31 protein-coding genes are annotated in these 25143 nt (G+C 69.6%); 10 read left to right on the forward strand and 21 right to left on the reverse strand.

Translation table 11 applies throughout. The features are described from left to right. Positions 1-104 precede the first annotated feature (104 nt). Positions 105-713, forward strand: a complete 609-nt coding sequence (locus FN829_RS12115) for an AAA family ATPase (RefSeq protein WP_142987230.1) — start codon at positions 105-107, stop codon at positions 711-713. Next, complete coding sequence (locus FN829_RS12120; RefSeq protein WP_142987231.1) at positions 710-1162, forward strand: RNA-binding domain-containing protein; 453 nt, start codon at positions 710-712, stop codon at positions 1160-1162. The genes FN829_RS12115 and FN829_RS12120 overlap by 4 nt, the downstream gene beginning before the upstream one ends. A 38-nt stretch (positions 1163-1200) precedes the next feature. Here the strand turns inward: FN829_RS12120 and FN829_RS12125 are convergent, their stop codons facing one another. Further along, positions 1201-1782, reverse strand: coding sequence for a transporter (locus FN829_RS12125; protein WP_142987232.1), 582 nt, complete (start codon positions 1780-1782; stop codon positions 1201-1203). 99 nt (positions 1783-1881) lie between these two features. Beyond that, entirely contained in the window at positions 1882-2697 is an 816-nt protein-coding gene (locus FN829_RS12130) for an endonuclease III domain-containing protein (RefSeq protein WP_142987233.1), read from the reverse strand. A 115-nt stretch (positions 2698-2812) separates the two neighbouring features. Between FN829_RS12130 and FN829_RS12135 the strand changes: the two genes are divergently transcribed. From FN829_RS12135 to FN829_RS12145, 3 genes are all read left to right on the forward strand, one after another. Continuing rightward, positions 2813-3187 (forward strand): YlbF family regulator, encoded by a 375-nt coding sequence (locus FN829_RS12135; RefSeq protein WP_142987234.1) that lies wholly within the window; start codon positions 2813-2815, stop codon positions 3185-3187. A 56-nt stretch (positions 3188-3243) separates the two neighbouring features. After that, on the forward strand, positions 3244-3945 hold the full coding sequence (locus FN829_RS12140; RefSeq protein ID WP_142987235.1) for a MinD/ParA family ATP-binding protein: 702 nt from the start codon (positions 3244-3246) through the stop codon (positions 3943-3945). Between the two features lie 83 nt (positions 3946-4028). Next, on the forward strand, positions 4029-4655 hold the full coding sequence (locus FN829_RS12145; protein WP_142987236.1) for an RAD55 family ATPase: 627 nt from the start codon (positions 4029-4031) through the stop codon (positions 4653-4655). 40 nt (positions 4656-4695) lie between these two features. Here FN829_RS12145 and FN829_RS12150 read toward each other — a convergent pair whose 3' ends face one another. Both FN829_RS12150 and FN829_RS12155 read right to left on the reverse strand, forming a co-directional pair. Further along, positions 4696-4953: a hypothetical protein gene (locus FN829_RS12150; protein WP_142987237.1), complete on the reverse strand. Its 258-nt coding sequence runs from the start codon at positions 4951-4953 to the stop codon at positions 4696-4698. Between the two features lie 86 nt (positions 4954-5039). After that, complete coding sequence (locus tag FN829_RS12155; protein WP_142987238.1) at positions 5040-5999, reverse strand: FKBP-type peptidyl-prolyl cis-trans isomerase; 960 nt, start codon at positions 5997-5999, stop codon at positions 5040-5042. A gap of 90 nt (positions 6000-6089) precedes the next feature. On the opposite strand from FN829_RS12155, the gene cyaB reads away from it, so the two are divergent. Then, a complete protein-coding gene (cyaB, locus tag FN829_RS12160; protein ID WP_142987239.1) occupies positions 6090-6665 on the forward strand; it encodes a class IV adenylate cyclase in 576 nt (191 codons plus the stop codon). On the opposite strand, the gene FN829_RS12165 is transcribed toward cyaB, so the two are convergent. Then, the gene (locus FN829_RS12165) at positions 6662-7219 is read right to left on the reverse strand and encodes a MaoC family dehydratase (protein WP_142987240.1); all 558 of its coding nucleotides are present in this window, start codon (positions 7217-7219) and stop codon (positions 6662-6664) included. The two genes, cyaB and FN829_RS12165, sit on opposite strands and share 4 nt — an antisense overlap. Positions 7220-7325: 106 nt before the next feature. On the opposite strand from FN829_RS12165, the gene FN829_RS12170 reads away from it, so the two are divergent. Both FN829_RS12170 and FN829_RS12175 read left to right on the forward strand, forming a co-directional pair. Further along, positions 7326-8213, forward strand: a complete 888-nt coding sequence (locus FN829_RS12170) for an HpcH/HpaI aldolase/citrate lyase family protein (RefSeq protein ID WP_142987241.1) — start codon at positions 7326-7328, stop codon at positions 8211-8213. A 66-nt stretch (positions 8214-8279) separates the two neighbouring features. Then, entirely contained in the window at positions 8280-9533 is a 1254-nt protein-coding gene (locus FN829_RS12175; protein WP_142987242.1) for a Glu/Leu/Phe/Val family dehydrogenase, read from the forward strand. Positions 9534-9574: 41 nt separating this feature from the next. Here FN829_RS12175 and FN829_RS12180 read toward each other — a convergent pair whose 3' ends face one another. From FN829_RS12180 to FN829_RS12205, 6 genes are all read right to left on the reverse strand, one after another. Further along, the gene (locus tag FN829_RS12180; RefSeq protein WP_142987243.1) at positions 9575-10069 is read right to left on the reverse strand and encodes a hypothetical protein; all 495 of its coding nucleotides are present in this window, start codon (positions 10067-10069) and stop codon (positions 9575-9577) included. Between the two features lie 114 nt (positions 10070-10183). Next, the gene (locus FN829_RS12185; RefSeq protein WP_142987244.1) at positions 10184-10897 is read right to left on the reverse strand and encodes a diphthine--ammonia ligase; all 714 of its coding nucleotides are present in this window, start codon (positions 10895-10897) and stop codon (positions 10184-10186) included. Positions 10898-11048: 151 nt separating this feature from the next. Beyond that, positions 11049-11618 carry a DUF7110 family protein gene (locus tag FN829_RS12190; protein WP_142987245.1) on the reverse strand — a complete coding sequence of 190 codons (570 nt, stop codon included), beginning with the start codon at positions 11616-11618 and terminating at the stop codon, positions 11049-11051. 150 nt (positions 11619-11768) lie between these two features. Then, a complete protein-coding gene (locus FN829_RS12195) occupies positions 11769-12113 on the reverse strand; it encodes a glutaredoxin family protein (RefSeq protein ID WP_142987246.1) in 345 nt (114 codons plus the stop codon). Positions 12114-12225: 112 nt separating this feature from the next. After that, positions 12226-12858, reverse strand: a complete 633-nt coding sequence (gene gfcR, locus FN829_RS12200) for a transcriptional regulator GfcR (RefSeq protein ID WP_142987247.1) — start codon at positions 12856-12858, stop codon at positions 12226-12228. Further along, positions 12845-13915 carry a glucose 1-dehydrogenase gene (locus FN829_RS12205; RefSeq protein WP_142987248.1) on the reverse strand — a complete coding sequence of 357 codons (1071 nt, stop codon included), beginning with the start codon at positions 13913-13915 and terminating at the stop codon, positions 12845-12847. Before FN829_RS12205 ends, gfcR begins: the two co-directional genes overlap by 14 nt. A 127-nt stretch (positions 13916-14042) precedes the next feature. On the opposite strand from FN829_RS12205, the gene FN829_RS12210 reads away from it, so the two are divergent. Together FN829_RS12210 and FN829_RS12215 are read left to right on the forward strand one after the other, a co-directional pair. Then, positions 14043-14816 (forward strand): NRDE family protein, encoded by a 774-nt coding sequence (locus FN829_RS12210; RefSeq protein WP_142987249.1) that lies wholly within the window; start codon positions 14043-14045, stop codon positions 14814-14816. A 25-nt stretch (positions 14817-14841) separates the two neighbouring features. Beyond that, entirely contained in the window at positions 14842-15195 is a 354-nt protein-coding gene (locus tag FN829_RS12215) for a helix-turn-helix transcriptional regulator (RefSeq protein ID WP_094534117.1), read from the forward strand. A gap of 61 nt (positions 15196-15256) precedes the next feature. On the opposite strand, the gene FN829_RS12220 is transcribed toward FN829_RS12215, so the two are convergent. The 10 genes from FN829_RS12220 to FN829_RS12265 are packed head-to-tail and all read right to left on the reverse strand — an operon-like array spanning position 15257 to position 25127. Continuing rightward, positions 15257-16084, reverse strand: coding sequence for a phosphorylase family protein (locus FN829_RS12220; RefSeq protein ID WP_142987250.1), 828 nt, complete (start codon positions 16082-16084; stop codon positions 15257-15259). 7 nt (positions 16085-16091) lie between these two features. After that, positions 16092-17879: a Na(+)/H(+) antiporter subunit D gene (locus tag FN829_RS12225; protein ID WP_142987251.1), complete on the reverse strand. Its 1788-nt coding sequence runs from the start codon at positions 17877-17879 to the stop codon at positions 16092-16094. Continuing rightward, entirely contained in the window at positions 17876-19999 is a 2124-nt protein-coding gene (locus tag FN829_RS12230; RefSeq protein ID WP_142987252.1) for a proton-conducting transporter transmembrane domain-containing protein, read from the reverse strand. Before FN829_RS12230 ends, FN829_RS12225 begins: the two co-directional genes overlap by 4 nt. Further along, positions 19996-21516, reverse strand: coding sequence for a proton-conducting transporter transmembrane domain-containing protein (locus FN829_RS12235; protein ID WP_142987324.1), 1521 nt, complete (start codon positions 21514-21516; stop codon positions 19996-19998). The genes FN829_RS12230 and FN829_RS12235 overlap by 4 nt, the downstream gene beginning before the upstream one ends. Beyond that, positions 21509-21979: a cation:proton antiporter subunit C gene (locus FN829_RS12240; protein WP_142987253.1), complete on the reverse strand. Its 471-nt coding sequence runs from the start codon at positions 21977-21979 to the stop codon at positions 21509-21511. Before FN829_RS12240 ends, FN829_RS12235 begins: the two co-directional genes overlap by 8 nt. Then, positions 21976-22677, reverse strand: coding sequence for an MnhB domain-containing protein (locus FN829_RS12245; RefSeq protein WP_142987254.1), 702 nt, complete (start codon positions 22675-22677; stop codon positions 21976-21978). Before FN829_RS12245 ends, FN829_RS12240 begins: the two co-directional genes overlap by 4 nt. Beyond that, positions 22674-23303: a DUF4040 domain-containing protein gene (locus FN829_RS12250; RefSeq protein WP_142987255.1), complete on the reverse strand. Its 630-nt coding sequence runs from the start codon at positions 23301-23303 to the stop codon at positions 22674-22676. The genes FN829_RS12245 and FN829_RS12250 overlap by 4 nt, the downstream gene beginning before the upstream one ends. Next, a complete protein-coding gene (gene mnhG, locus FN829_RS12255) occupies positions 23300-23626 on the reverse strand; it encodes a monovalent cation/H(+) antiporter subunit G (protein ID WP_142987325.1) in 327 nt (108 codons plus the stop codon). The genes FN829_RS12250 and mnhG overlap by 4 nt, the downstream gene beginning before the upstream one ends. Next, positions 23626-23931 carry a cation:proton antiporter gene (locus FN829_RS12260; RefSeq protein WP_142987256.1) on the reverse strand — a complete coding sequence of 102 codons (306 nt, stop codon included), beginning with the start codon at positions 23929-23931 and terminating at the stop codon, positions 23626-23628. Before FN829_RS12260 ends, mnhG begins: the two co-directional genes overlap by 1 nt. Next, a complete protein-coding gene (locus FN829_RS12265) occupies positions 23928-25127 on the reverse strand; it encodes a monovalent cation/H+ antiporter subunit E (protein ID WP_246066528.1) in 1200 nt (399 codons plus the stop codon). Before FN829_RS12265 ends, FN829_RS12260 begins: the two co-directional genes overlap by 4 nt. Between the last annotated feature and the right edge of the window lie 16 nt (positions 25128-25143).

The raw sequence follows: 25143 nt of genomic DNA on the forward strand, positions 1-25143 counted from the left end.
GACTATCCGAGCGGGCGGGTAAAAACCGTCGTGGTTCGGGCCGCCGCGCCGGCACCGAACCCGCAACAGCAAGCCTAAGTCCGCGACGCCGGTAGCTCCCGGTAATGAACGTCATCGGAACCGTCGGCCTCCCCGGCAGCGGCAAGGGCGAGGCGGCGAGCGTCGCCGAGGCGGCCGGCGTCCCGGTCGTCGTCATGGGCGACGTGATCCGCGAGGAGTGTCGCGAACGGGGGCTCGACCCGGCCGAACACCACGGGCGGATCGCCGGTGTCCTCCGCGAGGAGGAGGGCGACGACGCCATCGCCGCCCGGACGATCCCCCGGATCCGCGAGGCGGCTGAGGAACGCGACGCCGACACGGTCCTGGTCGACGGCCTCCGCTCCACGGTCGAACTCGAGCGCTTCCGCGAGGCCTTCGGCGACGGCTTCACGCTCGTGGCGGTCCACGCGCCCTTCGAACTCCGCGCCGAGCGGCTGGGCGAGCGCGGCCGCGACGACTCCGACTCCGACCTCGAGGCGCTCCGCGAGCGCGACGAGCGCGAGATCGACCTCGGGCTGGGGGAGACGCTCGAGCACGCCGACGTCGAGATCGACAACACCGGGACGCTCGACGCGTTCCGCGAGCGCGTCCGCGAGGTGCTCGGTATCGAAGACGACGAAGGTGACGACCCGGCCGACTCGGACGCCGAGCCCGCGGGCGGTGGTCGCCCGTGATCTACAGCGTCGACGTCCGGATCGTCGCGCCGGTCAACGACACCGAGGTGACGGACCGCGTCGCCGACGCGGTGCGGAACGTGTTCCCCGACGCCGAGCCGACCCACGAGGACGGTCGGCTGATCGCGGAGACGCACACCCTCGACGCCTTCTCCGACGTGCTCCACGAACAGGAGATCCTCGACACCGCCCGCCGGGTGTTCCTGCGGAACTCGACGGACGAGGGCTTCTCGTTCGCGCTCAAGAAACAGGCGGCCTTCGAGGGGATCGTCAACTTCGCCGTCGGCGACCCCGACGAACTCGGCGACATCGACGTCGAGGTCCGGGTGCGCGAGCCGGACGTCGAGTCGTTCATCGACTACGTCGCGCCCGAGACCGACGAGGGTCGGCCCGTCGACCCCGTTCGGGAGTACGGCGACCGGTTCGACCCCGAGGACGAGGCGTACTGACGCACGAGCGAGCGGCGCGGCTCCCCCCTTCGATTCTCCTACCCGTCAGCGAGCAGCGTCGCGGCCGCGCCGCCTATCGCGCCGAAGACCGCGGGATAGACGATCCCCGCGAGCAGACCGGCCGTCGGGAGGATCGGCGCGATCGTCGCGTCGCCGATCGCGTAGCCGAAGACGAGCACGCCCGCGAGCGCGAGCGGGAGGTAGCCGGTGACGACGAACCCGCCGGCGCGGACGCCCTCGATCGGCTCGGTGACGCCCGCGATCCGCCCGGCGAGGAGGCCGGCGACGAGCAGGAGGGCGGGGGGAACGAGGTACATCGCCGCGAGCGAGCCGGCGTCCGATTCGGCGATGAAGTTCACCACCCGGACCCCGCCGAGCGGGGTCGGCACCTCCGTGGCGACGACGTGTGCGTTGTAGAACACCCACCCCACCGCCTTCCACGGCGGGATCGGGTCGCCGCCGATCAGGTCGGCGACGAAGTTGATCCCGCGAAGCGACTCGCCGACCCGTCCGCGCTGGGTCACGAACACGATCAGGTAGCCGAGGACGTACGCCGCGACGCCGCCGACCGCGCCGACGGCGAGATCACGCGTCGTGTCCGAACGGTCAGTAGTCGACATGTCCGCCGGTCGTCCGGGACGCGGTAAGTGCTTGGTGGGTCGGGAGCGTCGTCGCCCTGCCGCTTCCTCGACGACCGGCCTCACGTCCCGGCCGGTACCTCAGTCGTCGCCGCCGCCGACCGTCTCGGCGGGGTCGACGACGGTGCCATCGAACTCGTCGACGCCGACCCGATCACACAGGTCGTACAGCGGGCACCCCTCCGGGTCGTCCAGACACGCGGGATCGCGCGCCGAGCAGTACTCCCGACCGAACTGGATCATCGCAGTGTGACCGAAGCCGCAATTCTCGGGCGAGACTTCGGCCTCGATCGCCTTCCGAACTTCCTCGTGGTCGGCGTCGGGCGGGGCCAGCCCCATCCGCCGGGCGATCCGGTGGACGTGGGTGTCGACGGGGAAGACGCCGCCGCGGCCGCCGGAGAAGAGCAGGACACAGTCGGCCGTCTTCGGACCGACTCCGTCGACGGACAACAGGGTCTCGCGGACCTCGCTCGGGTCGCCCTCGGCGACGTATCGGTCGAACGCCTCCGTCGAACCGAACTCCTCGACGGCCCACGCGGCCGCCTTCCCGATGACCTCCGACTTCCGGTTGTACAGCCCCGCGGAGGCGATCGTCTCGGCGAGCTCGCCGCGGTCGGCGTCCGCGAGCGTCTCGGCCAGCCGGTCGGCGGGTCCGTATCGGTCCATCAGCGAGTCGTGTGCCGGCTGGCTCGCTTTGTCCGAGGTGTTCTGTGAGAGTATCGTCCGGACGAGACACTCGAAGCCGTCGCGACCGCCGTACGCCTTCCGCCAGTACAGCTCGCCGAGTTCGTCGACGATCGCCTCGGCGCGGGAGTCGCCGTCGCCGAGCACGAACTCGTCGACCTCGCCGCCGCCGTCGGGACCGCCGCTGATGTTCTCCGTCGGCTCGTCGGGCATGACACCCCGTTGTGCGCGATCGGTCAAAAGCCCCGCCCCGCCTCCCTGACGGTCCCGTCAACCCGGGAGGATCCCCCTCCGGCAGGTTGAAACCGATCGCCCCGTAACGTGAGCCATGAGCGTCGAACAGGCCCCGATCGAGGAGCTCGGACGCGAGCTCGGCGAGCGGATCGCCGCGACACCCGAATACGAGCGCTTCGAGGAGGCACGCGAGGCGGTCCAGCACGACGAGGACGTCCAGGAACGGATCGACGAGTTCGAGCGGATCCGCGCCGAGTTCATGCAGGCGCGCCAGACCGGCGACGCGACGCAGTCCGACCTCCACCGCGTCCAGAACGCCCAGGAGGAGCTTCACTCCATGCCGACCATGAGTGAGTTCCTCGACGCACAGGACGAGCTCTCCGACCGCCTCGAGGCGGTCAACGAGGCCATCTCGGACCCGCTCGCCGTCGACTTCGGCGGCGAGGCCGGTGGCTGCTGTCAGGACTAGCCCGAGGGGTCCGACTCCTCCGACCCTTTATTCCGGATAACGGCCCACTCCGTCGCGTGATAGCCGTTGCCGGTGGGAAGGGTGGAAGCGGAAAGACGACCACAACCGTTGGACTCGCGCGGGCGTTCTCGCGACGCGGCGCACCGGTCGTCGCCGCGGACGCCGACTGGGACCTCCCGAACCTCGTGGAGCTGGCCGACGAGACCGGAGAGCCGGTCGCGACGCCGGAGTCGACCCGTGAAACGAGCGACCCGAGAGACGCCTCGACGGTACTGGGAGTAGCCCGGGGGGAGCGGACGCTCCGCGTCGATCGCTCCGCACCGGTCGTGCTCGGCGCACCGGGTCGACCGAGAGAACGCGACGCGGCGACCGTCTTCGCCGATCTCGACGACGTGGTCCCCGCGGACACGCCACTCCTCCTCGACTGTCCGGCGGGTGCGTCACCGGACGTGGCGGCCCCGCTGCGTGCGGCCGACCGGTGCGTGTTGGTGACGCCGCTCCACCGTCCCGCGCTTCGCGACGCGGTGAAGACCGCGGCGATAGCTCGACGTCTCGGCTGTCCGCCTCTGGGCGTCGTCGTCACTCGGTCGCGATCGGTTCCGGACGCCGTTTCGGAGCTGTTCGGCTGTCCGGTGCTCGGCCAGATTCCGACGAAGTCACCCGTGCCGCTCGAGGACGCAGCAGTCGAGGCCGCGTACGACGTGGTGGCGGCGGAGATCGTCGAGACCTACGGCGACGATCGGTGGCGGATCGCGTGAGACGACGACGGGGTGGAGGATCGGGAAGTCGTCGAGCCTCCACCATCGACAGAGCCAAACGTCCACGCGAGTCAGTTGTGCGCATGGAGCGGCTGCCGACCGGGATCCCGGTTCTGGACAGGGAGCTCGACGGCGGGCTCCCCGCCGGGAGCGTGGTGGCGTTGAAAGCCGATCCCGCCAGCCAGTCCGAACTGTTCTTGAACACCTTCGCGGGCGTCCGGGAGACGCTGTATCTCACGACCGTTCGGTCGGCCGAAGCGGTCGAGGGCGGTCTCTCCGCGTCGGCCGTCGAAACCGGCGACCCGGTGGTCGAGGCCGTCGACGGCGAGGACCCGATCGAGGACGCGCGCGAGCGGCTCCCGTCGATCCCGGACGACGGAACGGTGATCGTCGACTCCACGGAACCGCTCGAGGACGCGGATCCGCTCCGATACCGGTCCCTGCTGACGGACCTGGTCGCTCGGACGAACGAGACGGACGCGACCGCGATACTCCACGCACTCAAGACCGGCGGTGAGCCGTCCCGAAATCGACTCGTCACCGAACAGGTCGCGGACGTCGTCTTCGACCTCCGGACGGTAGTCACGGGGACCGCCATCGAGAACCGTCTCGCGGTGCCGAAGTTCCGCGGAGGAGCGGCTCTCGAGGAGCCGGTCAAGCTCAAACTCACCGACACCGTCTCCGTCGATACCAGTCGAGACATCGCCTAACGCGACAGGAATCACGTCTCTGCCTTTCACCGAGACGCGCTCAAAACGTCCCGAGCGCGAGCACGACGATCCCGACGACGACCGCGAGGACCGCCCAGTTTCGCGCCGCATCGATCGAGCCGTACGGTCCCCCCTTGCGGGTGAAGAGGTACGCGACGTAGACGGAAAGCGGCGCGAGCGACGGCAGCGTTCCGACAGAGACGGCCGAAACGAGACTCGAGAGGACGGCGACGGCGACGGTTGAGAGGCCGGCCCCCGCTGCGACGAGGACGTCCTCACGTGCGCGTTCGATCTCCATACGCGGGGGTGGACGCGGACGCACCCAAAAGGATCGGTTCGATCGCGAGTCGGCCCGACGATCCGGTTCGTCGGGTCAGCGAGCGGTTACTCTTCGTCGAGCTCGCCGTCGAGCTCGTCCGCGATCTCGTCGGCGTCGACGTCGATGTCCTCGAGGGCCTCCTCGATGTCGCCGGCACCGGCACCGCCCATGCCGCCCATCATGCCGCCGAGGCCGCCCATGCCGCCGCCTTCGATGACTTCCTCGACGACGACGCGGTCGAGGTCGAGTCGGCCCATGAGGTCCTGGGCGATCTGCTGTTTCTGGAACATCCACTGCTGGTTCATCTGCATCGCCTGGGTCGCCGTGACGTAGAGGACGTCCTTTTCGACTTCCTCGGTCTCGACGACCTCCTCGCCGTCGTCGTCCTCAGTGACGGTCTCCTCCTCCTCGGTCACGGTCTCGATCCGGACCTCGGGGGCGTCCTGGAGGTACATCCCGAGCATGCCGGCGGCCTTCTGTTCTCGGTCCTCGATGACCTCGAGCACCTCGTACTCGTACTCGAGGTCCTCGCCGGCCAGCGGGTGGTTGAAGTCGACGCGGGCGCGGCCGCCGATGATCGTCTCGAGGTGGCCCTGGCGGTTGTCGATCTGGACCTGCGCGCCGGGGTAGCGGCTGTCCTCGGGGATCTTGTCGGCCTTGACCGTCTCGACCTCGTCGGGGTCGTACTCGCCGAAGGCGTCGTCTGCGGGCACGTCGACGGTGCCCTCGTCGCCGACGGACTTACCGATCAGTTCCTCCTCGACCGACGGGAAGACGTGGCCCGCGCCGAGCGCGACGATCCGGGGCTCGAACTCGTACTCCTCGGTGTCGATCTCGGCCTCCTCGGCGACCGCCTCGTCGGTCGTGTCGATGACGTCGCCGTCGTCGGCCGTCCGGATGGTGTAGGCGAGTCGGACGAAGTCGCCGTCGGCGAGTCCGGCCTCTTCGGTCTCCGGTTCGGCGTCCGATTCGGCGTCGGCCTCTTCGGCGCTCTCGGCCGCGTCCGCCTGCTCCTGATCGCTCATAGCGGAACATCACCCGTTACACTCTTAAGGCGCACGGTTCGGCACGGAACGTCCCGTCGCCCTTTTGCCCGCCGCCGGCGACGCGGACGTATGTACGAGGTCGAGATCAAGGTCCCGGCGGACCTCGAGACCGTCCGGGACCGACTCCGCGAACTCGGCGCCGAGTCCGTCGAAACCCGCCGACAACGCGACGTCTACTACGACGCACCCCACCGCGAGTTCGCCGAGACCGACGAGGCGCTCCGGATCCGGCGGGAAACCGTGCTCGACGGAGAGACAACCGACCACGAAGCGTCGTCCGCCGGGGAGTCGGTCCGGCTCACCTACAAGGGACCTCTCCTGGACGACGACTCCAAGACCCGTTCGGAACGCGAGACGGGGGTGGCCGACGGCGAGGAACTCGCGGGGGTCCTCGACGGGCTCGGGTTCGACGCCGCCGCGACGGTCGAGAAGCGACGCGAGTACTGGCGGCTCGACGGGTTTACCGTAACGCTCGACGACGTCGAGGGAGTCGGCGAGTTCGTCGAGATCGAACGGGAAGTCGATGCCGAAGCCGCCATCGACTCGACGCGGGAGGCTGCGATCGGGACGCTCGCGAAACTGGGGCTCCGCGCGGACGACCAGGTACGGACGTCGTACCTCGGGTTGCTTCTCTCGGACGGCTAGGCGTCGGCGCTCCCCGCGTCGTCGTTCCCCTCGGGTCGCTTCAACGAGAGGGCGGTCCGTTCGAACGAGCAGACGAGGACGTCGTCGGCGTCGCCTTCTGCGTCGCCGTTGGCATCGTCTTCCGTGTCGCCGTCATTGTCCTCGCCGTCGTCACCCTCGTCTCCCACCTTGAACGCCTCGACACGCATGGTGACGATCCCGCGCTCGCCGTCGCTCGTCTCGCGTTTGTCGACCACCGTCGACTGCGCCCGGATCGTGTCGCCGTGAAAGACGGGATTGGGGTGTTCAACGTCGTCATACGAGAGGTTGGCGACGATCGTCCCGTCGGTCGTCTCGGGGATCGAGAGACCGACCGCGAGCGACATGGTGTAGAGCCCGTTGACGAGTCGTTCGCCGAACTGCGTGTCGGCCGCGAACGCCGAGTCGAGGTGGAGCGGTTGTTGGTTCATCGTCATGTCACAGAACCGCTGGTTGTCGGCCTCGCTCACCGTCCGCCGTCGCCGGTGTTCGATCGTCTCGCCGACCTCGAACTCCCCGTAATAGCGTCCCGTCATGCCGGACACCTCCACGGGCGCCCACATATCGCTGTCGACCGCGGCCGCCGATCCGATCCCGACGGCTCGCGACCGATTTATTGCCCGGCTCCGAGGAGCCACCGGCATGCCTCGACGGAGCCTCCTGTTCTCGCCGGGCGACCGACCGGAACTGATGCGGAAGGCCCCCGAAACGAACGCCGACGTGCTGTGTTTCGACCTGGAGGACGCGGTCGCGCCGGCGCGGAAGGACGAGGCCCGCGAAGCGGTTCGATCGGTCCTCGCGGATCCCGCCTTCGATCCCGACGCGGAGGTGTGCGTTCGCCTGACCGCGAACGATCTCGAGGCCGACCTCGACGCGCTCGTCGGCGAAGGCGACGGATCCGAAACGGAGGGTGACCTCCGGCTCGACGCGGTCATGCTCCCGAAGGTCGAGGACGCTACCGAGATCGATCGGCTCGACGCCCTCCTCGTCGCTCGCGGGCTCGATCCGATCGTGTTCGCGGTCGTCGAAACCGCCGAGGGCGTTCTCGAGGCTCGAGGGATAGCGAACGTAGCGGCGACGACGGCGCTCGTCTTCGGCGCGGAGGACCTCGCGGCCGACGTGGGCGCGACGCGGACCGCCGAGGGGACCGAGGTGCTCTACGCCCGCGAGCACGTCGTCCTCGCGGCCAGCGCGGCGGGCGTCGACGCGCTCGACACCGTCCACACGGACTTCACCGACCTGACGGGCGTCCGCGCGGAGGCCGAGTTCGCGGCCACGCTCGGGTACGACGGGAAGCTGGCGATCCACCCCGATCAGGTCGATCCGATCAACGAGGCGTTCACGCCGGATCCGGACGAGATCGAGTGGGCCGAACGGGTGCTCGACGCACGGGACGCGGCGGACCGGGAGGATCGGGGCGTCTTCGAGGTCGACGGCGAGATGATCGATGCGCCGCTCGTCGCGCAGGCGGAACGCGTGATCTCGCGCGCCGAAACCGCCGGACTCCGCGGCGAGAACGGGGAACGCTGAGCCGCCCTCAATCGCGATTTCGACCGCGGCCGCCACCGTTAACTCACGGGCTGGGGACGTTCACGTATGAGCGACGAGGCGAACCCCTACGAGAGTCTGAAAGAGCAGATCGACGACGCGGCGGCGTATCTCGACGCCGACGACGGGGTCATCACGCGCCTGAAGAATCCACAGCGGGTGTTGGAGACGAACCTGACGTTCGAGCGCGACGACGGCTCGCTGGAGACCGTGCGCGCCTATCGCTCGCAGTTCAACGGGGATCGCGGACCCTACAAGGGCGGGATCCGATACCATCCCGGAGTCACCCGCGACGAGGTGAAGGCGTTGTCCGGCTGGATGGTGTACAAGTGCGCCGTCGTCGATATCCCGTACGGCGGCGGAAAAGGCGGGATCGCGATCGACCCCTCCGACTACTCGGCCGACGAGCTTGAACGGATCACCCGGAGCTTCGCGACCGAACTCCGCCCGATCATCGGCGAGGACCGGGACGTCCCCGCGCCCGACGTGAACACCGGCCAGCGGGAGATGAACTGGATCAAGGACACCTACGAGACGCTGGAGAACACGACCGCTCCCGGCGTGATCACGGGTAAGGCGCTCGACTCGGGCGGGAGCGAGGGACGCGTCGAGGCCACCGGTCGATCGACGATGCTCGCGGCCCGCGAGACGTTCGACTGGCTCGATCGCGACATCGAGAACGCGACCGTCGCCGTCCAGGGGTACGGCAACGCCGGGTCGATCGCGGCCGCCCTCCTCGAGGACCTCGGCGCGGACGTCGTCGCCGTCTCGGATTCGAGCGGCGGCATCTACGATCCCGACGGACTCCGCGCTCGCGACGTCAAAGACCACAAGGCCGAGACGGGATCGGTCTCGGGATACGACGACGCCGAGTCGATCACCAACGAGGAGCTGTTGACCATGGACGTGGACCTCCTCGTGCCCGCCGCCCTCGAGAACGCCGTCGACGCCGACCTCGCGACGGACCTCGAGGCCGACGTCGTCGTCGAGGCGGCGAACGGGCCCCTGACGCCCGGAGCCGACGACGTGCTCACGGAGCGCGGGGTCTGGGTCGTTCCCGACGTCTTCGCGAACGCGGGCGGCGTCACCGTGTCCTACTTCGAGTGGGTTCAGAACCGCCAGCGGTTCCACTGGACCGAAGAGCGCGTCAACGAGGAGCTCGAACGCACCGTCACCGAGGCGTTCGACGGGATCGTCGAGGCCTACGAGGACGAGGACCTCCCGAACCTCAGGACCGCCGCGTACGTCGTCGCGCTTCGCCGGGTCGTGAACGCCTACGAACAGGGCGGCAACTGGCCCTGATCCGACGGGTCACGTCTCGACCCGCTCCCTCATTTTGAGCCTCACACGTCGAAGAGACGCGTCGCGTCCTCGCGCTGTCTCCGATAGATCCCCCGCCCCTTGAGCCGCGGGACCGAGTGCGTGTGGAGCGTCCCGCTCTCGAGGTCGTAGACGAGCGGGAACACGTTCGTCCGGCGCTCGGCGACGGTGTAGGAGGTGGCCGCCGAGACGAGGTCGTCGTCCGCGGAGTCGACCGCGAACGCGACGTACCCGATCGGCGTGGCCGAACTCGTCGCGTCGCTCAAGTCGGCGACCGACTCCCGAAACCGATCGGTCGCGGCGACGACCCCGGAGACGCCGTCGGTCGCGTCCACGACCGCAGAGACGTCGCCGGTCGCGTCCACGAGCGTGGCGAACACGGAGACGGATCCGACCGTCGGGTCCTCCTCGTGCGCGCGCCAGATCCGAACGAACCCGGCCATCCCCTCGTCGACGACGTCGAATCCGTGTTTTCGTCGGTTCGCAGCGACCTCCTCCCGGTACCGGTCGAAGTCCATGTCGCAGACGACGGAGTCACGTGATAAAAAATGACACACCTGCGGACGACGGATCGTCGCCGATCGGTTCCCGACGTCCGCCGATTCGACCGGCTCGATGACGGACGAACCCGTCTAGACGAGCGCCGCGTCCGTCACCTCGAGGTGGCCGCGGTCCCCCTCCCAGACCGCCTCATACGAGAGGTCTATCCGACGGTCCATGTGGGGGCCGTCGACCACGTACGTCTCGAACTCCCCGCCCTCGCCGAGCGGGTGGACGCCGTACTCTTCCCGGAGGTCGAGCAGCTCGGCGAGCGCCTCCGCGTCGTAGCGTCGGCCGAGCCACGACTCGTCGAGGCCGTAGGCGGCCACCTGAACGATCCGGATCTCGAAGCCGGCCTCGAACATTGCCTCGGCGAGCGCGACGGGGTCCTCGCCCCAGAGCGGCGCGAAGAGGTCGATCCGGAGACGGTCGCACATCGCCCGGATCCGGCTCGTCTGGAACTCGCTCTCGACGGCCCCCGCGGTGACGCCCGCGAGGTCGAACCCGTCGGTCGCGGTCAGTTCGCGAAGGGCGGCCTCCATCGGCTCCAGCTCGGCGTCGCCCTGGGCGCTCGCGTCGTCGACGTCGTCGGCCCCGAAGTCGTCCGGTTCGACCTCGACGAGGTCGATCCCGACGCTCTCGGCGGCGAGTCCCGCCAGACGCGTCGCCGGCGTGTGGTACATGTAGGAGTCGCCGGCGGGGTGAACGGTCAGGAGTCGTGAGACGTCCAATCCCTCCTCGAGCGCCCGATACAGCGCCCACGAGGAGTCCTTCCCGCCCGAAAAGAGGCTCACCCAGTCGGTCATACCCGCGATCGGAAGCGCGCGGGTAAAGCGCCAGCGGTCCGCGGACGCCCGGATCGTGCGGATGGCCGGGGCGTGCGGACTCCCGGATCGCGAGGTCGGCGTCGCCACTGCGGTTCGGTCTGCGCCTCGAAAACCGCCGCGCCGCCGCGACTCAGTCCGAGATGAACTCGTTGTCGCGCCAGTTCACGCCGCCGTCCCCGTCGCCGGCGCCCTGCGGGCTCTCGACGACCTCGATGCTCGCGGGGCGCGCCTCGCCCTCGACGATCCGGGTCGCCTCGAGCTCGCCGTCGGCCTCAGTGATGGCCGTGAGCGTCCCCTTCTCGGCGCGGGTGGCGAGTTCCCGGAGCACTAAGAACATGGGGTACTGGAGCGCGGTGTTCTGGAGGACGGTCTCGCGGTCGCCCTTGAAACACGCGAACTCGACGAGCTCGGAGGGGATCTCCTCCTCCTCGTCGTCCATCCACTGCGGGCCGCCCGCTCGCGGCGGCTCCTCCTCGTACACTCGGGTCTCGGTCACCGACGCCTTCAGCTGAGCGGTCGGCGTGTATTTGCTGATCGACTCGTCGTCGGACAGGGCCTTGATGATGAGTGTGTTGTTTCGACGCGTGATGTCGATGTCGTCGATCTCCGCGGGGAGGTCGGGGTCTTCGTCGAAGTACGCCTCTACGTCTTCGAGTGGCAGTTCGAGCGTCGAATGGAGTCGGAACACGCGGCCTGTCATTGTTTACTGGGGTGGGTGTGGGTCGGACCGGTCGTCGCGACGCGGGCGGTAAACGACTGCACCTACCCCACCTAGGTGACGTAGGCTTATATGGCCTACTCTTCGGCGAGCACGGAGCGTACGAAGGAACGGTCGGTTCCGAACGCGAGGCTACTCGGCGTCGAGTTCGGCGGCCAGCTCGCCGCGCTCCTCGAGCTCCGCGAGCACGTCGCTGCCGCCGACGAACTCCCCGTCGACGAACGTCTGCGGGATGGTCTCCCACCCGCTGTGGTCGGCGAGCGCCTCGCGATACGCCGGGAGCGCGGGCAGCACGTCGACCGTCTCGAACTCCTCGACGTGGCCGCTTATGAGCTCTATCGCCCGCTGTGAGTAGCCGCACTGCGGCATCAGTCGGTTCCCCTTCATGAACAGTACCACGTCGTTGCCGGCGATCGCCTCGTCGACCCGCTCGCGCACCGCGTCCGGGTCCATGTCGCTTTCGGGCTGGAACGTCATGGGGCCGAGTAGGCGGCGACGAGGCAAAGGGGTTCCGGCCGGCTCGCTCTCGTTCGGTGCGCCCGGGACCGACCCGCCGGCACCCGCTCGCGGCCGGCGTCGCTCGGCCGCCTCACTCGCGGTCGACGCTGACGACGTCGACGAGCGAGTAGACCGGGACGCCGTCGATGTCGTCGTAGCCGACCTTGTCGACGAGGACGACGCACGCGACCGGCTCGCCGCCGTGCTCGCGGATCGCGTCGATCGACTCGCGCATCGTGGTCCCCGAGGTGACGATGTCGTCGACGACGTAGCAGTCGCGGTCGCGGATCGCGGCGAAGTTCCGGGAGAAGCCGCCGCCGTGGTCGGCGATGTCGCCCTCCTCCCACTGGTGTTTCGCCGGGGCGTACGTCCCGAGGTCCGTGTCGAGCTCGCGGGCGACCGCGGTCGCGAGCGGCGCGCCGGCCTTCTCGATGCCGACCGTGAGGTCGACCTCCTCGCCCTCCTTCACGAGGAGGTCCGCCATCGCCTTCGCGGCGTAGGTGAGCCGCGTCGAGTCGCGGCCGAGCGCCGACCAGTCAACGTGGATGTCGGCGGTCGTGTCGGCGTCGGTCGCCGGCGCGCTCGATTCGTTGCCGCCGGCGCGCTCGACGAGCCAGCTCGCCGTCTCCCGCGAGACGTTCAGCTCGTCGGCGATCTCGCCCTTCGAGAGCCCGTGTTCGGCGAGCTCGGCCGCGCTGTCGATCAGGTCGTCAACGTTCTTCATACGCGGCGAATTCGACCGCCGTTTTAATAGTCGTGTCGTCATCCACGAAGGCGGCCTCGAACGAGTCGAGCGGGTGGACGCCGGTGACCAAGTCGGCCAAGAAGGCCTCCGAGAGCCCCGACAGCGACTCGACGGCCGCCTCGAAGTGCTCGTAGCCGGAGTTGACGCTACCCACGAGCGCCTTGTTGTGTAAGACGAGCTCGCGGTGGAGTCGCCCGCCTTCGATCTCGAACTCCCAGTCTCCGGGGACGCCGAGCAGCGCCCCGACGCCGTTGGGCGCGAGCGCCTCGATGCTCTCGAAGGCGTGGGGCGCGTAGCCGGTGGCCTCGTAGACGAAGTCCACGGGCTCGTGTGCGTCCGGAACCGCCGGGACGGGGGTGTCGTTCGAGTTCACGTAGGTCGCCCCGAGCGACTCGATCACGTCGACGGTCGGGTCCGGACGTTCGCGGCGGCCGAGACAGTAGATCCGGTCGAAATCCGAATCCAGCATCGCGACGGTGAGCAGCCCGAGCGACCCGTTTCCCAACACGAGCGCCGAGTCGGGCTCCCAGTGGAACGCCGACCGGCTCGCGAACGCGTGTTCGATCGCCTTCTCCGTGATCGAGGCGGGCTCGACGAGGAAGCCCCACTCGGCCAGTTCGGGAGGGATCTCGACGAGGAACTCCGCAGGGCTCGTGAAGTACTCGGCCATGAAGCCGTGTGCGCCCACGATCCCCCGCTCGTGGTACTCGCCGTCCGGGGCCATGTCCGGCTCGCCGCGCGCGAAGTACTCGTTCGCGCCGTTGGGCGGTCGGCGGACCGTCGGGACGACCACGTCTCCGACCTCGAAGGGCGTGTCGTTCGGGTCCTCGACGACGCCGACGGCCTCGTGTCCGAGGACCATGTGGTCCTCGCCGTCCGGTCGCCCGCCGTGTCCTCCGGCGATGACCTCGTGGTCGGTCCCGTCGACGCCGACGCGAAGCGTGCGGACGAGCGCCTCGCCCGGCGCCGGGGCCGGGCGCGGTTTCTCGATCACGACCGGCTCGTCTCCGTCCTCGTACACGGCGATCGCCTTCATACGCGAACCGAGAACCTCGGACACCAAAAGATTTCTTTTGTACCGAGTAAACCTGATCGGCGTCGACGTCCCGGCCGGCCGCCCTCCCGGCGGCGACTTTTTGGTTCGTGCGTCCCCACTCGGTGCCGTGTGTACGCTCACGCTCGCCTGGCGCGTCTTCCCGGAAGCCCCGGTCGCGCTGGCCGCCAACCGCGACGAGTCGCTCTCGCGCGCCTCGGAGCCGCCGACCGTCCGCGGCGACGACCGTCGGTTCCTCGCACCCCGCGACGCCGAGGCCGGCGGCACCTGGATCGGCGTGAATGACGCCGGCGTCGTCGTCGCCGTCACGAACCGGTGGCTCGAGGACGACCGCGAGGGGGACCGATCGCGCGGCCTGCTCGTCGAGGACTGCCTGCGCGATCCGTCCGCGGAGTCGGCCGCCCGCGCGGTCGAACAGGAGATCGCCGACCGCGAGTACGACGGGTTCAACCTCGTCATCGCCGACGACGCGGCGGCATTCCTGCTCTCGCACGACGGCGGACTGACCGTCACCCGGCTCGATCCGGGAATCCACGTCGTCGGCAACGTCGGCGGCGTGGTCAACGGAGAGACGCGGTTCGCGATACCAGGCCGGCGCGCGGACTTCGGCGAGGAGCGGGCGTCGAGCGCTCGCCGGATCGCGGGCGTTCTCGTCCCGGAGCCCGGCGAGACGGGCGACGCGTGGCTCGACCGTGCGAGCGACGTCCTCGCCGACCACGGGTACGGCGCGTGTCTCCACGGCGACGGGTACGGGACGCGTTCGCACACGCGGATCCTGACCGGACCCGATCCGGCGGTAGCGTTCGCCGACGGCCCGCCCTGCGAGACGTCGGTGGAGCCGGTCTCGGTTCCGGCGGGCTTCCGGACGGAAAGCCAGTTTTAAGCGACTCGCCGGCGGCTGTGTGGGTATGAGCGTGTCCGAACTCGAGTCCGAGCTGTCGGCGGACGAGCGCGCCGGCCTCGAACTCATCCGCGAGACCGGCGGGATCCACCAGAGCGACTTCTGGAAGCAGCTCGACGTCTCCTCGCGGAAGGGAAGCCGCATCGCGGAGGCCCTCCAGGAGTCCGGGCTGATCCAGCGCGAGAACACGGTGTACGACGGCCACAACACGTACTACCTCGAGCCGGCCCCGCGTGACCTCGACTTCTCGCTCCTGATGGCCGGCGACATGCTCTCGCCGTTCATCGGCGAGGAGGAGATCGACCCGCAGTCCGACGCGTTCTCGCAGTGGCTGATGAACCTCGCCTACGAGGAGTACTGAGCCGCACGCGTTCTCTTCCGTTTCACGCCGCTCTCGCCGCTTCACGCCGCTCCCGCTGTCTTCACGCCCGCCGATCGTCGACGACCGCCCGCGCGACCCGAACCGCGTTCGCGAGGCCCGTCTCGAGTCCCCGTTCCGTGAGCGACGACTCGAACGACTCGCGCGAGGACTCCCCCGGTTCCGGCCGGTCGCGGTTCGATATCCCCCGGACGCTGATGTAGCGGTCCGCGAGCCCGAACCGCCGGAGCGCCGCGGCCGTCCCGGCGTCCTCCATCTCGGTCGCGCGGTACGGCCCCCGGTCGAGCGCGTCGAGGAATCGCGAGACGTGCTCGGCGACGGTCCGACCGTGCCACAGCTCGTCCGCACAGACGTTGGTCCCGACGGTCACGCTCGGGTCTGCCCCTCCTCCGGCGCTCGCGAGGTCAACGCCGGCCGCCAACTCGACCGCGTCGCCGACGCGGTCGGGATCGAGATCGAAGACTCCCTGGCCCTCCGTGTAGGGGTCGGGCGCGACAGGTTCCGTCTCGTCCGGATCGAAACGACACTTGTCGTCCCAGTCGACGATCTCGTCGGCGACCACGACCGAGCCGATCGGGAGATCCGGCGGCGCTCCGGCGATCCCGACGGAGAGGACGAGCGCGTCGGAGAGGTCGACCGCGTCGCCGGCACAGAGGGCGGCGGTCGTCGTCGCCGCCGCGGTCTTGCCGATACCCGTGGGGACGACGCCGAGGCCGGCTCCGTCGTGACGCAGCGGGACGGGGACGCCCGGTACGTCGACCCGCTCCGCCAGGTCGTAGGCGTCGTGCCACGGGTCCGCCTCGTCCGCCGCCGGAAGCGGGTCGAGCTCCTCGAACGCCGGCAACACGAGCGCGTCGAGCGCGACGGGCATCGTGCGTTCACCCGAGCAGCAGCGCGAACAGGGCGACGGCCGCCGTGAGCGTCAACAACAGCACGCTTCGGCCGATCCCCGCCCGGATCTCGGCGTCGACGCCGGCGGCCGCGAGCAGCCGCCGCGGGTTCATCGCGACCCACTTCGCGCCCGCGACGACCCGCATCGTCGCCCGGTCGACGGCCGCCCACGCCTCGGTGACGCCCCACACCGACCACCGGCCGGCGTAGAAGGTCGCCGGGAACAGGACGGCGTCGACGTCGCGCATGTGATGGGCGAGCCAGCCCAGCGGCCGCTTCAGCGCGAAGAAACCGACGAAGCCGGCGACCAGCAGCGCGGCGCTCTCGGTCAGGTGGCTCCGGCTGTACGGCTTGAAGTACACCTCGTCGCTCAGGATGAGGTCCGTGAAGGGCATCAACTCGATCAGCTGGGTGTAGAAGACGCCGAAGAAGACGCACGCACCCGCGGCCAGGAGCATCCCCGCGGTCTGGAACGGGGTGGCGTCGTCGGGCGACAGCGTCGCCGACCCGTGGAAGAAGACGTAGTAGCCGAGCTTGATGAACGACATGAACGTCCCGACGCCGCCGAGGACGAGCAGCCACCAGAGCAGGCCGCTGTCGAGAAGGAGCACGTAGTTGTGGATCTCGTGAGCCGAGTCGAGCACCATCCCCTTCGAGATGAAGCCGTTGAATCCGGGGACGGCGGTAATGGAGGCCGCGCCGACGACGTAGACGAGGAAGGTGACCGGCATCACCCGCCAGAGCCCGCCCATCTCGCGGATGTCCTCCACGCCGGTCCGGTATATCACGACGCCGACCGCCATGAACAGCAGGCTCTTGTAGAGGACGTTGTTGAACAGGTGCGCGAAGCCGCCGACCACCGCGAACTCGCCGACGGCGGTCGCGAGCCCGAACCCGGCGAGCATGTAGCCGAGCTGCGCCTGGATGTGGTACGACAGCAGTCGCCGCGGGTCGTACTGGAGCAGCGCGAAGAAGGCCCCGTAGACGGCCATGAACCCGCCGAGGTACGCGAGCCACATGCCGCCCTCGGGGAACGCGCGGTACATCACGTACGCCGCGGTCTTCGTCGTGAACACGGAGAGGAACACCGACGCGGCGACGTGCGGCCGCGGGTAGGTGTCCGGCAGCCACGAGTGGAGGAAGACGAACCCGCAGTTGATCCCGATCCCGATCGCGGCCAGCACGGTCGCCGCCGGGTGGATCCCGTTCGTCGCCGAGAACAGGAACGTCCCGGCGTTCGCGAAGTGGACGACGACGGCCGCGAGCAGGACCGTCCCGCCCGTGCCGTGGAACAGCGCGTAGCGGTAGCCGGCCCGCACCGCCGCGCCGCCGTGTTGCCAGACGAGCAGCGTCGAGGTGACCGCCGTCAGTTCCCAGAAGAAGACCAGGGTGAGCCAGTCGCCGGCGTAGATCGTCCCCAGGGTGGTGGCGACGTAGATCAGCGCGAGCGACGCGACCCACTTCGGCGCGTCGCTGCCGTACGCGTACAGCACCGCCGCCGTCGCGAGGAAGCCGACGACGACGCCCATCAAAAGCGAGAACTGGTCGACGTTGAAGAAGACCACGTCGAACCCGAGGAACGTCGTCGCCAGGTGCGCGCCCGTCCCGCCGTCGCCGAGCAGCACCGCCTGCGCGAAGACGAACGCCGTCGCCAGCGCGCCGAGGCCGTGCCCGAGTGCGCGCGGCAGCGCGAGCACGAGCAGCGACGCGACGGCGACGACGAGGTACGGCGGGACCGCGGTCAGCGCCGCGGTCGCGCCCGTCGCGCCCGTCATGGCCGGGCCACCTCCTCGGGGAGCCGCGTGTCGACGATGAGTTCGATCAGCTCCAGGAAGCCCATCTCGTAGGGGATCACGCCGAGCAGCACCGCGAGCGTCATCGCGATTAGAATCGGCGCGAGCGTGAACCACGTGGACTCGCTTCCCCGGAGCGCGTCGAGCCCGCGCAGGTGCTCCCAGCCGCCCGGCGGCGGGCCGCCGTGGTGGTCGTGGGCATGGTCGTCGTGGTCGTCCCGATCGGCGTCGTCCTCGCCGGCCGCGTGATCGTCGTCGTGCTCGACTTCCGGCGGCTCAGTCGACTCCGCGGCACCGCGCCCGACCCCGAACGGCACGTCGACGTCGGAGGGGCGCTGGTCGACCGCGTAGTCGCCGGTGTCGACCCGCTCCGCCGGCTCCGAGAAGTCCCGCTCGCTCGTGTTGAAATCGGGCCTGACGACGCCCTCCTCGTCGGTCGGCAGGTCGTCGAGTTCGGCGTCGGGGATGTCGGCGTCGTCGGGAACGCCGGCGTCGTCGGGAACGCCGGCGTCGTCGTCGACCGCTGGATCCTCGTGTTCGTCACCCTCGGCGCGCTCGACGACCTCGTCGACGACGTCCTCATCGTCGTCATCGTTCCCGTCGTCACCTGCGCGGCCCCCGTCGGTCGCCGCGTCGTCACCTGCGCGGCCCCCATCGGTCGCCGCCAGCGTCGACCGCGACTCCCCGCCCATCGGGAAGTCGACGAGCGGCTTCGCGTCGTGACCCTCCTCGGCCTCGAAGAAGGCGGTGTAGATCACCGGCCAGAAGTACGCGATGTTGAGCACGCCGGAGAGCAGCAGCGAGCCGACGAGGTAGTAGGCGACGGGGGTCAGCGTCGCGCCCATCCGAACCCCGCCGATCAGCATGTAGTACTTGCTGACGAACCCGGCCAACAGGGGGATCCCGGCCATCCCGAGCGAGGCGACCGTGAACGCCCCCATCGTCAGGGGCATCCGCTTGCCGATCCCCGCCATCTCCGAGATGTAGTCGGTGTGCGTCGAGACGTGGAGGTTCCCCGCACAGAAGAACAGGGTGAGCTTCATGAACGCGTGCGCCGGGATGTGCAACAGCGCGCCGACGAGCCCGTACCACCCGAAGAGACCGAGCCCCAAGACGATGTAGCTCAACTGGCTCACCGTCGAGTAGGCGAGCCGCTGTTTCAGGTGGTCCTTCCGGAGGGCGATGAGCGAGGCCGCAGTCAGCGTGATCGCGCCGATCGTCGAGAGCACGAGCCCGGCCGTGAAGCCGAACGGCAGCGAGAGATCGAAGACCAACTCCGGGCCGAACACGTCGAGGACGACCCGCGAGACGCCGAACGCGCCGGACTTGACGACTGCCACCGCGTGGAGCAGCCCGGAGACGGGCGTCGGTGCGACCATCGCCTCGGGGAGCCACTGGTGGAGCGGCATGATCCCGGCTTTCACGCCGAAGCCGATCGCGAGCAGGAAGAAGGCGAGCATCGCCAGGCCGGGGTCGGCGCTCGCCAGCTCCTCGATGCCGCCGGCGGTGAACGCGACGGTCCCGGTCAGCCAGTACACCATGACGGTGCCGGCAAGGACGAGCACGCCGCCGCCGAACATCGTGTACGCGAGGTACTTCCGTCCGGCCGAGCGCGCCTCGGGCGTCTCGTCGTGAGCGACGAGCGGGTACGTCGCGATCGACAACAGCTCGTAGAAGACGAATATCGTCACGAGGTTGCCCGCGAACGCGATCCCCATCGTCGCCGACAGCGACACGGCGAACGCGGCGAAGTAGCGGGTCTGGTTGGCCTCGTCGAGCCCGCGCATGTACCCGATGCTGTAAAACGAGGTGATTATCCAGAGGCCGGACGCGAGAAACGCGAACAGCATGCCGAGCGCGTCCGCGCGCAACACGAGCGCGATGTCCGGCAGGATCTCGACTATCGTCCACTCGAAGACGGCACCCTCGAGCACGCGCGGCAGCATCGAGGCAACGATCCCGAACTTCGTCACCGCCGCGAGGATCGTCCACCCTTCGCGGACGTTCGGCGAGCGGTACGACGCGACGACGAGAACGGCCGCGACGAGCGAGACGAGGACGGCGAGCAGTGGACGTGGGTCCTGTACGATGGCTTCTGTCATGCGAACACCTCCGAGAGATACGGGTCGAGGAGCGTCTCGAACGCGGCCCCCGCGAAGCCGAGTCCGACCGCGACGAGCGCGGCGGCGACGAGGACGACGAGCGGCGCGGTCGGAATCGTCCCAGGAACCGCGGCGTCGCCGCTACCGCCGTCGGCGACCGCGGTGCCGGGGTCGCGTTCGACGCCGGCGAAGTAGAGCCGCTCTATCACGCGGGCGACGTACGCCAGCGTGAACAGCGTGCTGGCGAGGATCACGGCCGCGATGCCGACCCCGACGACGCCGCCCGTCGCGCCGGCGGAGCGGACCGCGCCGAGCGCGATGTACCACTTGCCGAGGAACCCGACCGACGGCGGGATCCCGACGAGTGCGAGGCCGAGCACGGCGAGCGCGCCCGACGCGAACGGCGCGTCTCGCGCGAGGCTCGCGAGGTCCTCGACGCGACGCGCGCCGTACCCCGCGGCCAGCAGCGCGAGCCCGCAGAAGAGCCCGAACTTCAACAGCCCGTGGCCGACGAGGTGGACGATCCCCCCCAGCAGCGCCGTCTCGTCGGCGATCCCGACGGCGGCGACGATCATCCCGAACTGCGCGACCGACGAGTACGCGAACATCCGCTTGAGGTCCGACTGCATGACCGCGAGCGCCGACCCCGCGAGGATCGAGACGCCGGAGACGAGGAGGATCACCGTCACGATGGCGTCGTTGGCCGCGAGGAAGTCGACGGTGAACACGGAGTACGTCACCCGGATCAGCGCGTAGGCGCTCGCAGTCGACACCAGCGCGGCGACGAGCGTCGTCACCGCGTCGGGCGCGCGCTGGTAGGCGTCCGGCTGCCAGGTGTGGACCGGGAACAGCGCGATCTTCAACGCGAATCCGACCGCGATGAAGGCGAACCCCGCCTGGACGAGCGGGTCGGTGTAGCTCGCCCGTTCGACGATCTGGACGCTCACGTCGGCCATGTTCAGCGTCCCCGTCGCGAGGAAGACGTAGCCGACGCCGACGAGGTACAGCGACGCGCCGACGGTCCCCACGACGAGGTACTTCAGCGAGGCGTACGCGCTCGCGCCCGACCGGTCGGCCGCGATGAGCGCGTACGTGGTCAACCCGACGATCTCGAGGAAGACGAACAGGTTGAACAGGTCGCCCGTGAGCGAGACGCCGACCAGCCCGCCGGAAAGGAGGAGATACGCGCTGTGGAAGGCGTTCCCGCGCGGGCCGATGACCCGCGAGAGGACGAGCGTGGCCGCGGAAACGAGCGCGACGAGGAGGAACACCGCCGCCGACAGCTCGTCGGCGACGAGTTCGATCCCGATCGGCGGGGCGAAGCCGCCCAGCTCGTGGTCGAACGGGCCGCCGGTGTACACCTCGAACGCGACCGCGGCCGCCGACCCGACCAGCCCGAGCGTCGTGACCGCCGCGATCGGCCAGCCGACCTCGTCGTACCGCAATCCGAGCGCGAGCGGCAGCGTCGCCGCCACGATGGGGACCGCGATCGACAGCGGCAACAGCACGTCAGTCATCGCGGTCACCCCCGTCACGTCCCGGCTCCGAGCCGGGGAGGCCCGGACCCGCGGGCAGCGACCCCTCCTCGCGCAGGAGTTCGCGGAGCGTGTCGACCCGGAGCGTTCCGTACTCGTCGTAGATCCGGATACACAGCGCGAGCGCCACCGCGGTGAGGCTCACGCCGACGACGATGGCCGTGAGCACGAGCACGTGCGGGAGTGGGCTGACGTACGGCCCGCCTCCGCCGCCCGAGGGGACGATGGGGATCGCCCCGCCGTCGACGTACGCCGAGGCGATGAAGAGCAGGAAGATGGCCGTCTGGAACAGGTTGAGTCCGATCACTTTCTTCACGAGGTTGGGGTTGGCGATCATCATGTAGAGCCCGATACACAGGAGCAGCGCGAACACCACGTACGCGTGCCGCGTCCCAAGGACGTCGAGCGCCGACTGTGCGGCGATCGCGGTCGAAGCCGCCGTCATCGGGCACCTCCGTCGGTCGCCGGTTGACCGGCCGAGCCGGAGTTGGGGTCGTCGGTCTCATCCGTCTCGTCGGTCCCGTCGGCGGCGGGCTCCGCGTCTTCGCTCGTCGAACCGAGGTAGCCGCGCTCGCCGATGGGCGGCCCCGAGCCCTCGCCGTTGAACCCGCGCGCGAGCACGAAGAACAGCCCGACGAGCACGCCGCTCACGATGGGCGCGATGCCGACGATCTCCACGGCCTCCATCCCGTACTTCACGGGATCGAGGTACGGCAGCGGGAGCAGGTCGTACTGGAGGAACGCGCCGCCGCGGGCGACGGGCACCAGCCCGAGCCCGGCGAACACGAGCGTCCCGCCGACTGCGAGCGCGACGACGACCGTGTTGGCCAGCCACTGCCGGGTGGACTCGATGCCGAACGCGAAGGCGATCATGAACACGACCGCCGCCGTGATCGCGCCGCCCTGGAAGCCGCCGCCGGGCGAGCCGCCACCGTGGAAGGTGACGAACAGCCCGTAGGTGAACGCGAACGGGGCGACCACTTTCACGGTTGACATGATCACCTGGCTCTCCGTGTACGGCGGTCCCTGCCGGGTCTCCGAGTCGAGCCGGCCCGCGCTCGCGGAGGAGTCGACGTCGGCTGTCTCCGCGTCGCCGCCGCGCCCGGCGTCGGCGTCCCGGTCGCTTGCGTCGGCGTCGCTCATGCGAACACCTCCCGTCGGAGGACGATGAGCGCGGCGATCCCGGCCGCGAAGACGACGACCGCCTCGCCGAAGGTGTCGAACCCGCGGAACGCGGCCAACACCGCCATCACGGTGTTCTCGACGCCGGTCCGTGCGTACGTCTCGGCGAGGTACCACTGGCTGACGTCGGGGTTGCCCCACACCGGCGCGTCCGGCGAGCCGACCGCGGGGACGTCGGCCATCGTGACCGCGAGCCCGGCGAACAGCAGGCCGACCGCGCCCGCCGCCGGGTAGTTCACGGACTCGAAGGCGGCCTCGTGGTCGATCCGGGTGGTCTTCGCGAGCGTGAGAAGCAGCAGCACCGTCGTCACGCCGGCCGAGACCGCCGCCTCCGTCAGCGCCACGTCGGGCGCGCGGTAGAACGTGTACAGCGCGGCCATTCCGAGGCTGTACGCCCCGAAGATGATGACCGCGGCGAGCACGTCGCGAGCGAACGCGGTCGCCAGCGCCGTGAGGACGACGAACGCGAAGAGGCTCGCCTCGATCGCGGAGATCTCGGCGACGACGGGAGTGACGGAGGTGACGAAGGTGACGGAGGAGACGGATCCGACGCCGTCAATGGCGACGGGGGCGGTCGCGCCCGTCATCGGCGCTCGTCCCCCTCGGTCCACGGCACGATCCCCTCCTCGAAGGCGGCGCGCGCGATGGCGTGTGCCGCCGTCGGGTTCGTCACGAAGATGAAGAACAACAGGAGCACGGTCTTGAACCCCGCGCCGTCCCAGCCGGCCGCGAGCGCGACCGCCGCGAGCGTGAACCCCGCGCCGAGGGTGTCCGCCTGCGAGGCGGTGTGCGCCCGCGAGTAGACGTCCGGCAGCCGGAGCACGCCGGCCATGGACACGAACGTGAAGAAGAGCCCGCAGAGGCCGAAGACGACGATCAGCGCGAGCCTGACGGGAGAGAGCGCGTCGATCACAGGACGCCACCCCGCTCGACCGTGAACTTCGAGATGGCGATGGCCATCAGGAAGTTCAACAGCGCGTACACCAACGCGATGTCGAGGAACGTCGGCTCCCCGAGCGCCGCACCGAGGATCGCGAGGATCACCACAGTGTTCGTCCCGAGCACGTTGACCGCGAGCACGCGGTCCTGCATCGTCGGCCCCTTCACCGCCCGGTAGAGCATCCCGATCGCGAGGATCACGAAACCGGCGGCCACGACGAGCAGGAAGTCCCCCACCGTGTAGCCGGCCGCCAGGGTCGCGTCGACGACGCTCATTCCGGCGTCACCTCCTCAGCGTCCTCGGACCCGTCTGCCTCGGTCGCGTCGGCGGTCGAACCGTCGACCACGGCCGCGCCCTCTCGCTCAGAGCCGCCGTCGGCCCGGGCACCGGGGTACTCCTCGGTCGCGTCCGGTCCCTGGAAGATCCCGACGTCGTCGCGTTCGCGGGGCGTCGGCAGCCGCGCGGCCTCCCGTCCGTAGAAGACGAACCGGGTCCACCGCTCCAGCGAGCCGTCGAAGAGCCCGTCGCGGGCCCACGGGATGAGCGAGTGGACGTAGAGGTCCCCGTCGCGCGCACGGACCGTCAGCGTTCCGGGCGTGAGCGTGATCGAGTTCGCGAGCGTCGTTATCGGGAGCCCGCTGCCGACGATCACGCGGACCCGGTTGAGCGAGGGCTCGATCGGCATCCGCGGGTCGAGGATCACTCGCGCCACGACCAGGTTGGATTTGAGGATCTCGAAGAAGAGAACGGGGACGTACACCGCGCCGCGGAGCAGCCGTATCGGGGTTCGCGTCAACGACGGGTCGGCGTCGAGGCTGACCCGCGAGAGGGTGACCGCGACGACCGTCGCGCTCGCGACGCCGGTCACGACGTCGAACGGGTAGAAGGGGTCACCGAGCGCGAGGTAGAAGGCGAGCGACAGCCCGAAGATCGCCGCGAATCGGATCCCGGTCGCCTCCTTGCGGAGCCGCTCGCGACGGGTCGGGCGGGCGACCGGTGCCTCGCGGACGACGAGGTCGGTCCGCGAGAGCGCGAACTCGAGCGACTGGAGCAGCGTCGTGTTTCCGACCGGCGTGTATTCGGGATCCAACACCACGTGTTCGATCCCGTGGTCGCCGGCGTACGCGACGAGCTCGCGGACGTAGTCGTCCGCGCCGAAGAGGTACTCGTCGCCGCCGACGACCGTGGTGACGACCTCCACGTCGTCGACGTCGACCTCGTCGACGTCCGCGAGGTCGGCCTCGGCCCAGGTCGAGACGCGTTCGAGGAGGCGATCGACGCTCGCCTCGCGGTCCGCCGCCTCCGGGTCGCCGTCGCGCCACGTGGCGAACACGACGAAGTGGATCGCGGAGAACTCGCCGTCGGCCGCGGACTCGACGAGGTGCGTGACCGTCGCGCGCAGCGTCGGCGTCGACTCGATGGGGACGACGACCGAACCGCCCGTCGAACCCGGGACTCCGTCGTCAGCCACCGAATTCACCTCCCGT

Source organism: Halorubrum cibi (genome assembly GCF_900182635.1).
GTDB classification, from domain to species: domain Archaea; phylum Halobacteriota; class Halobacteria; order Halobacteriales; family Haloferacaceae; genus Halorubrum; species Halorubrum cibi.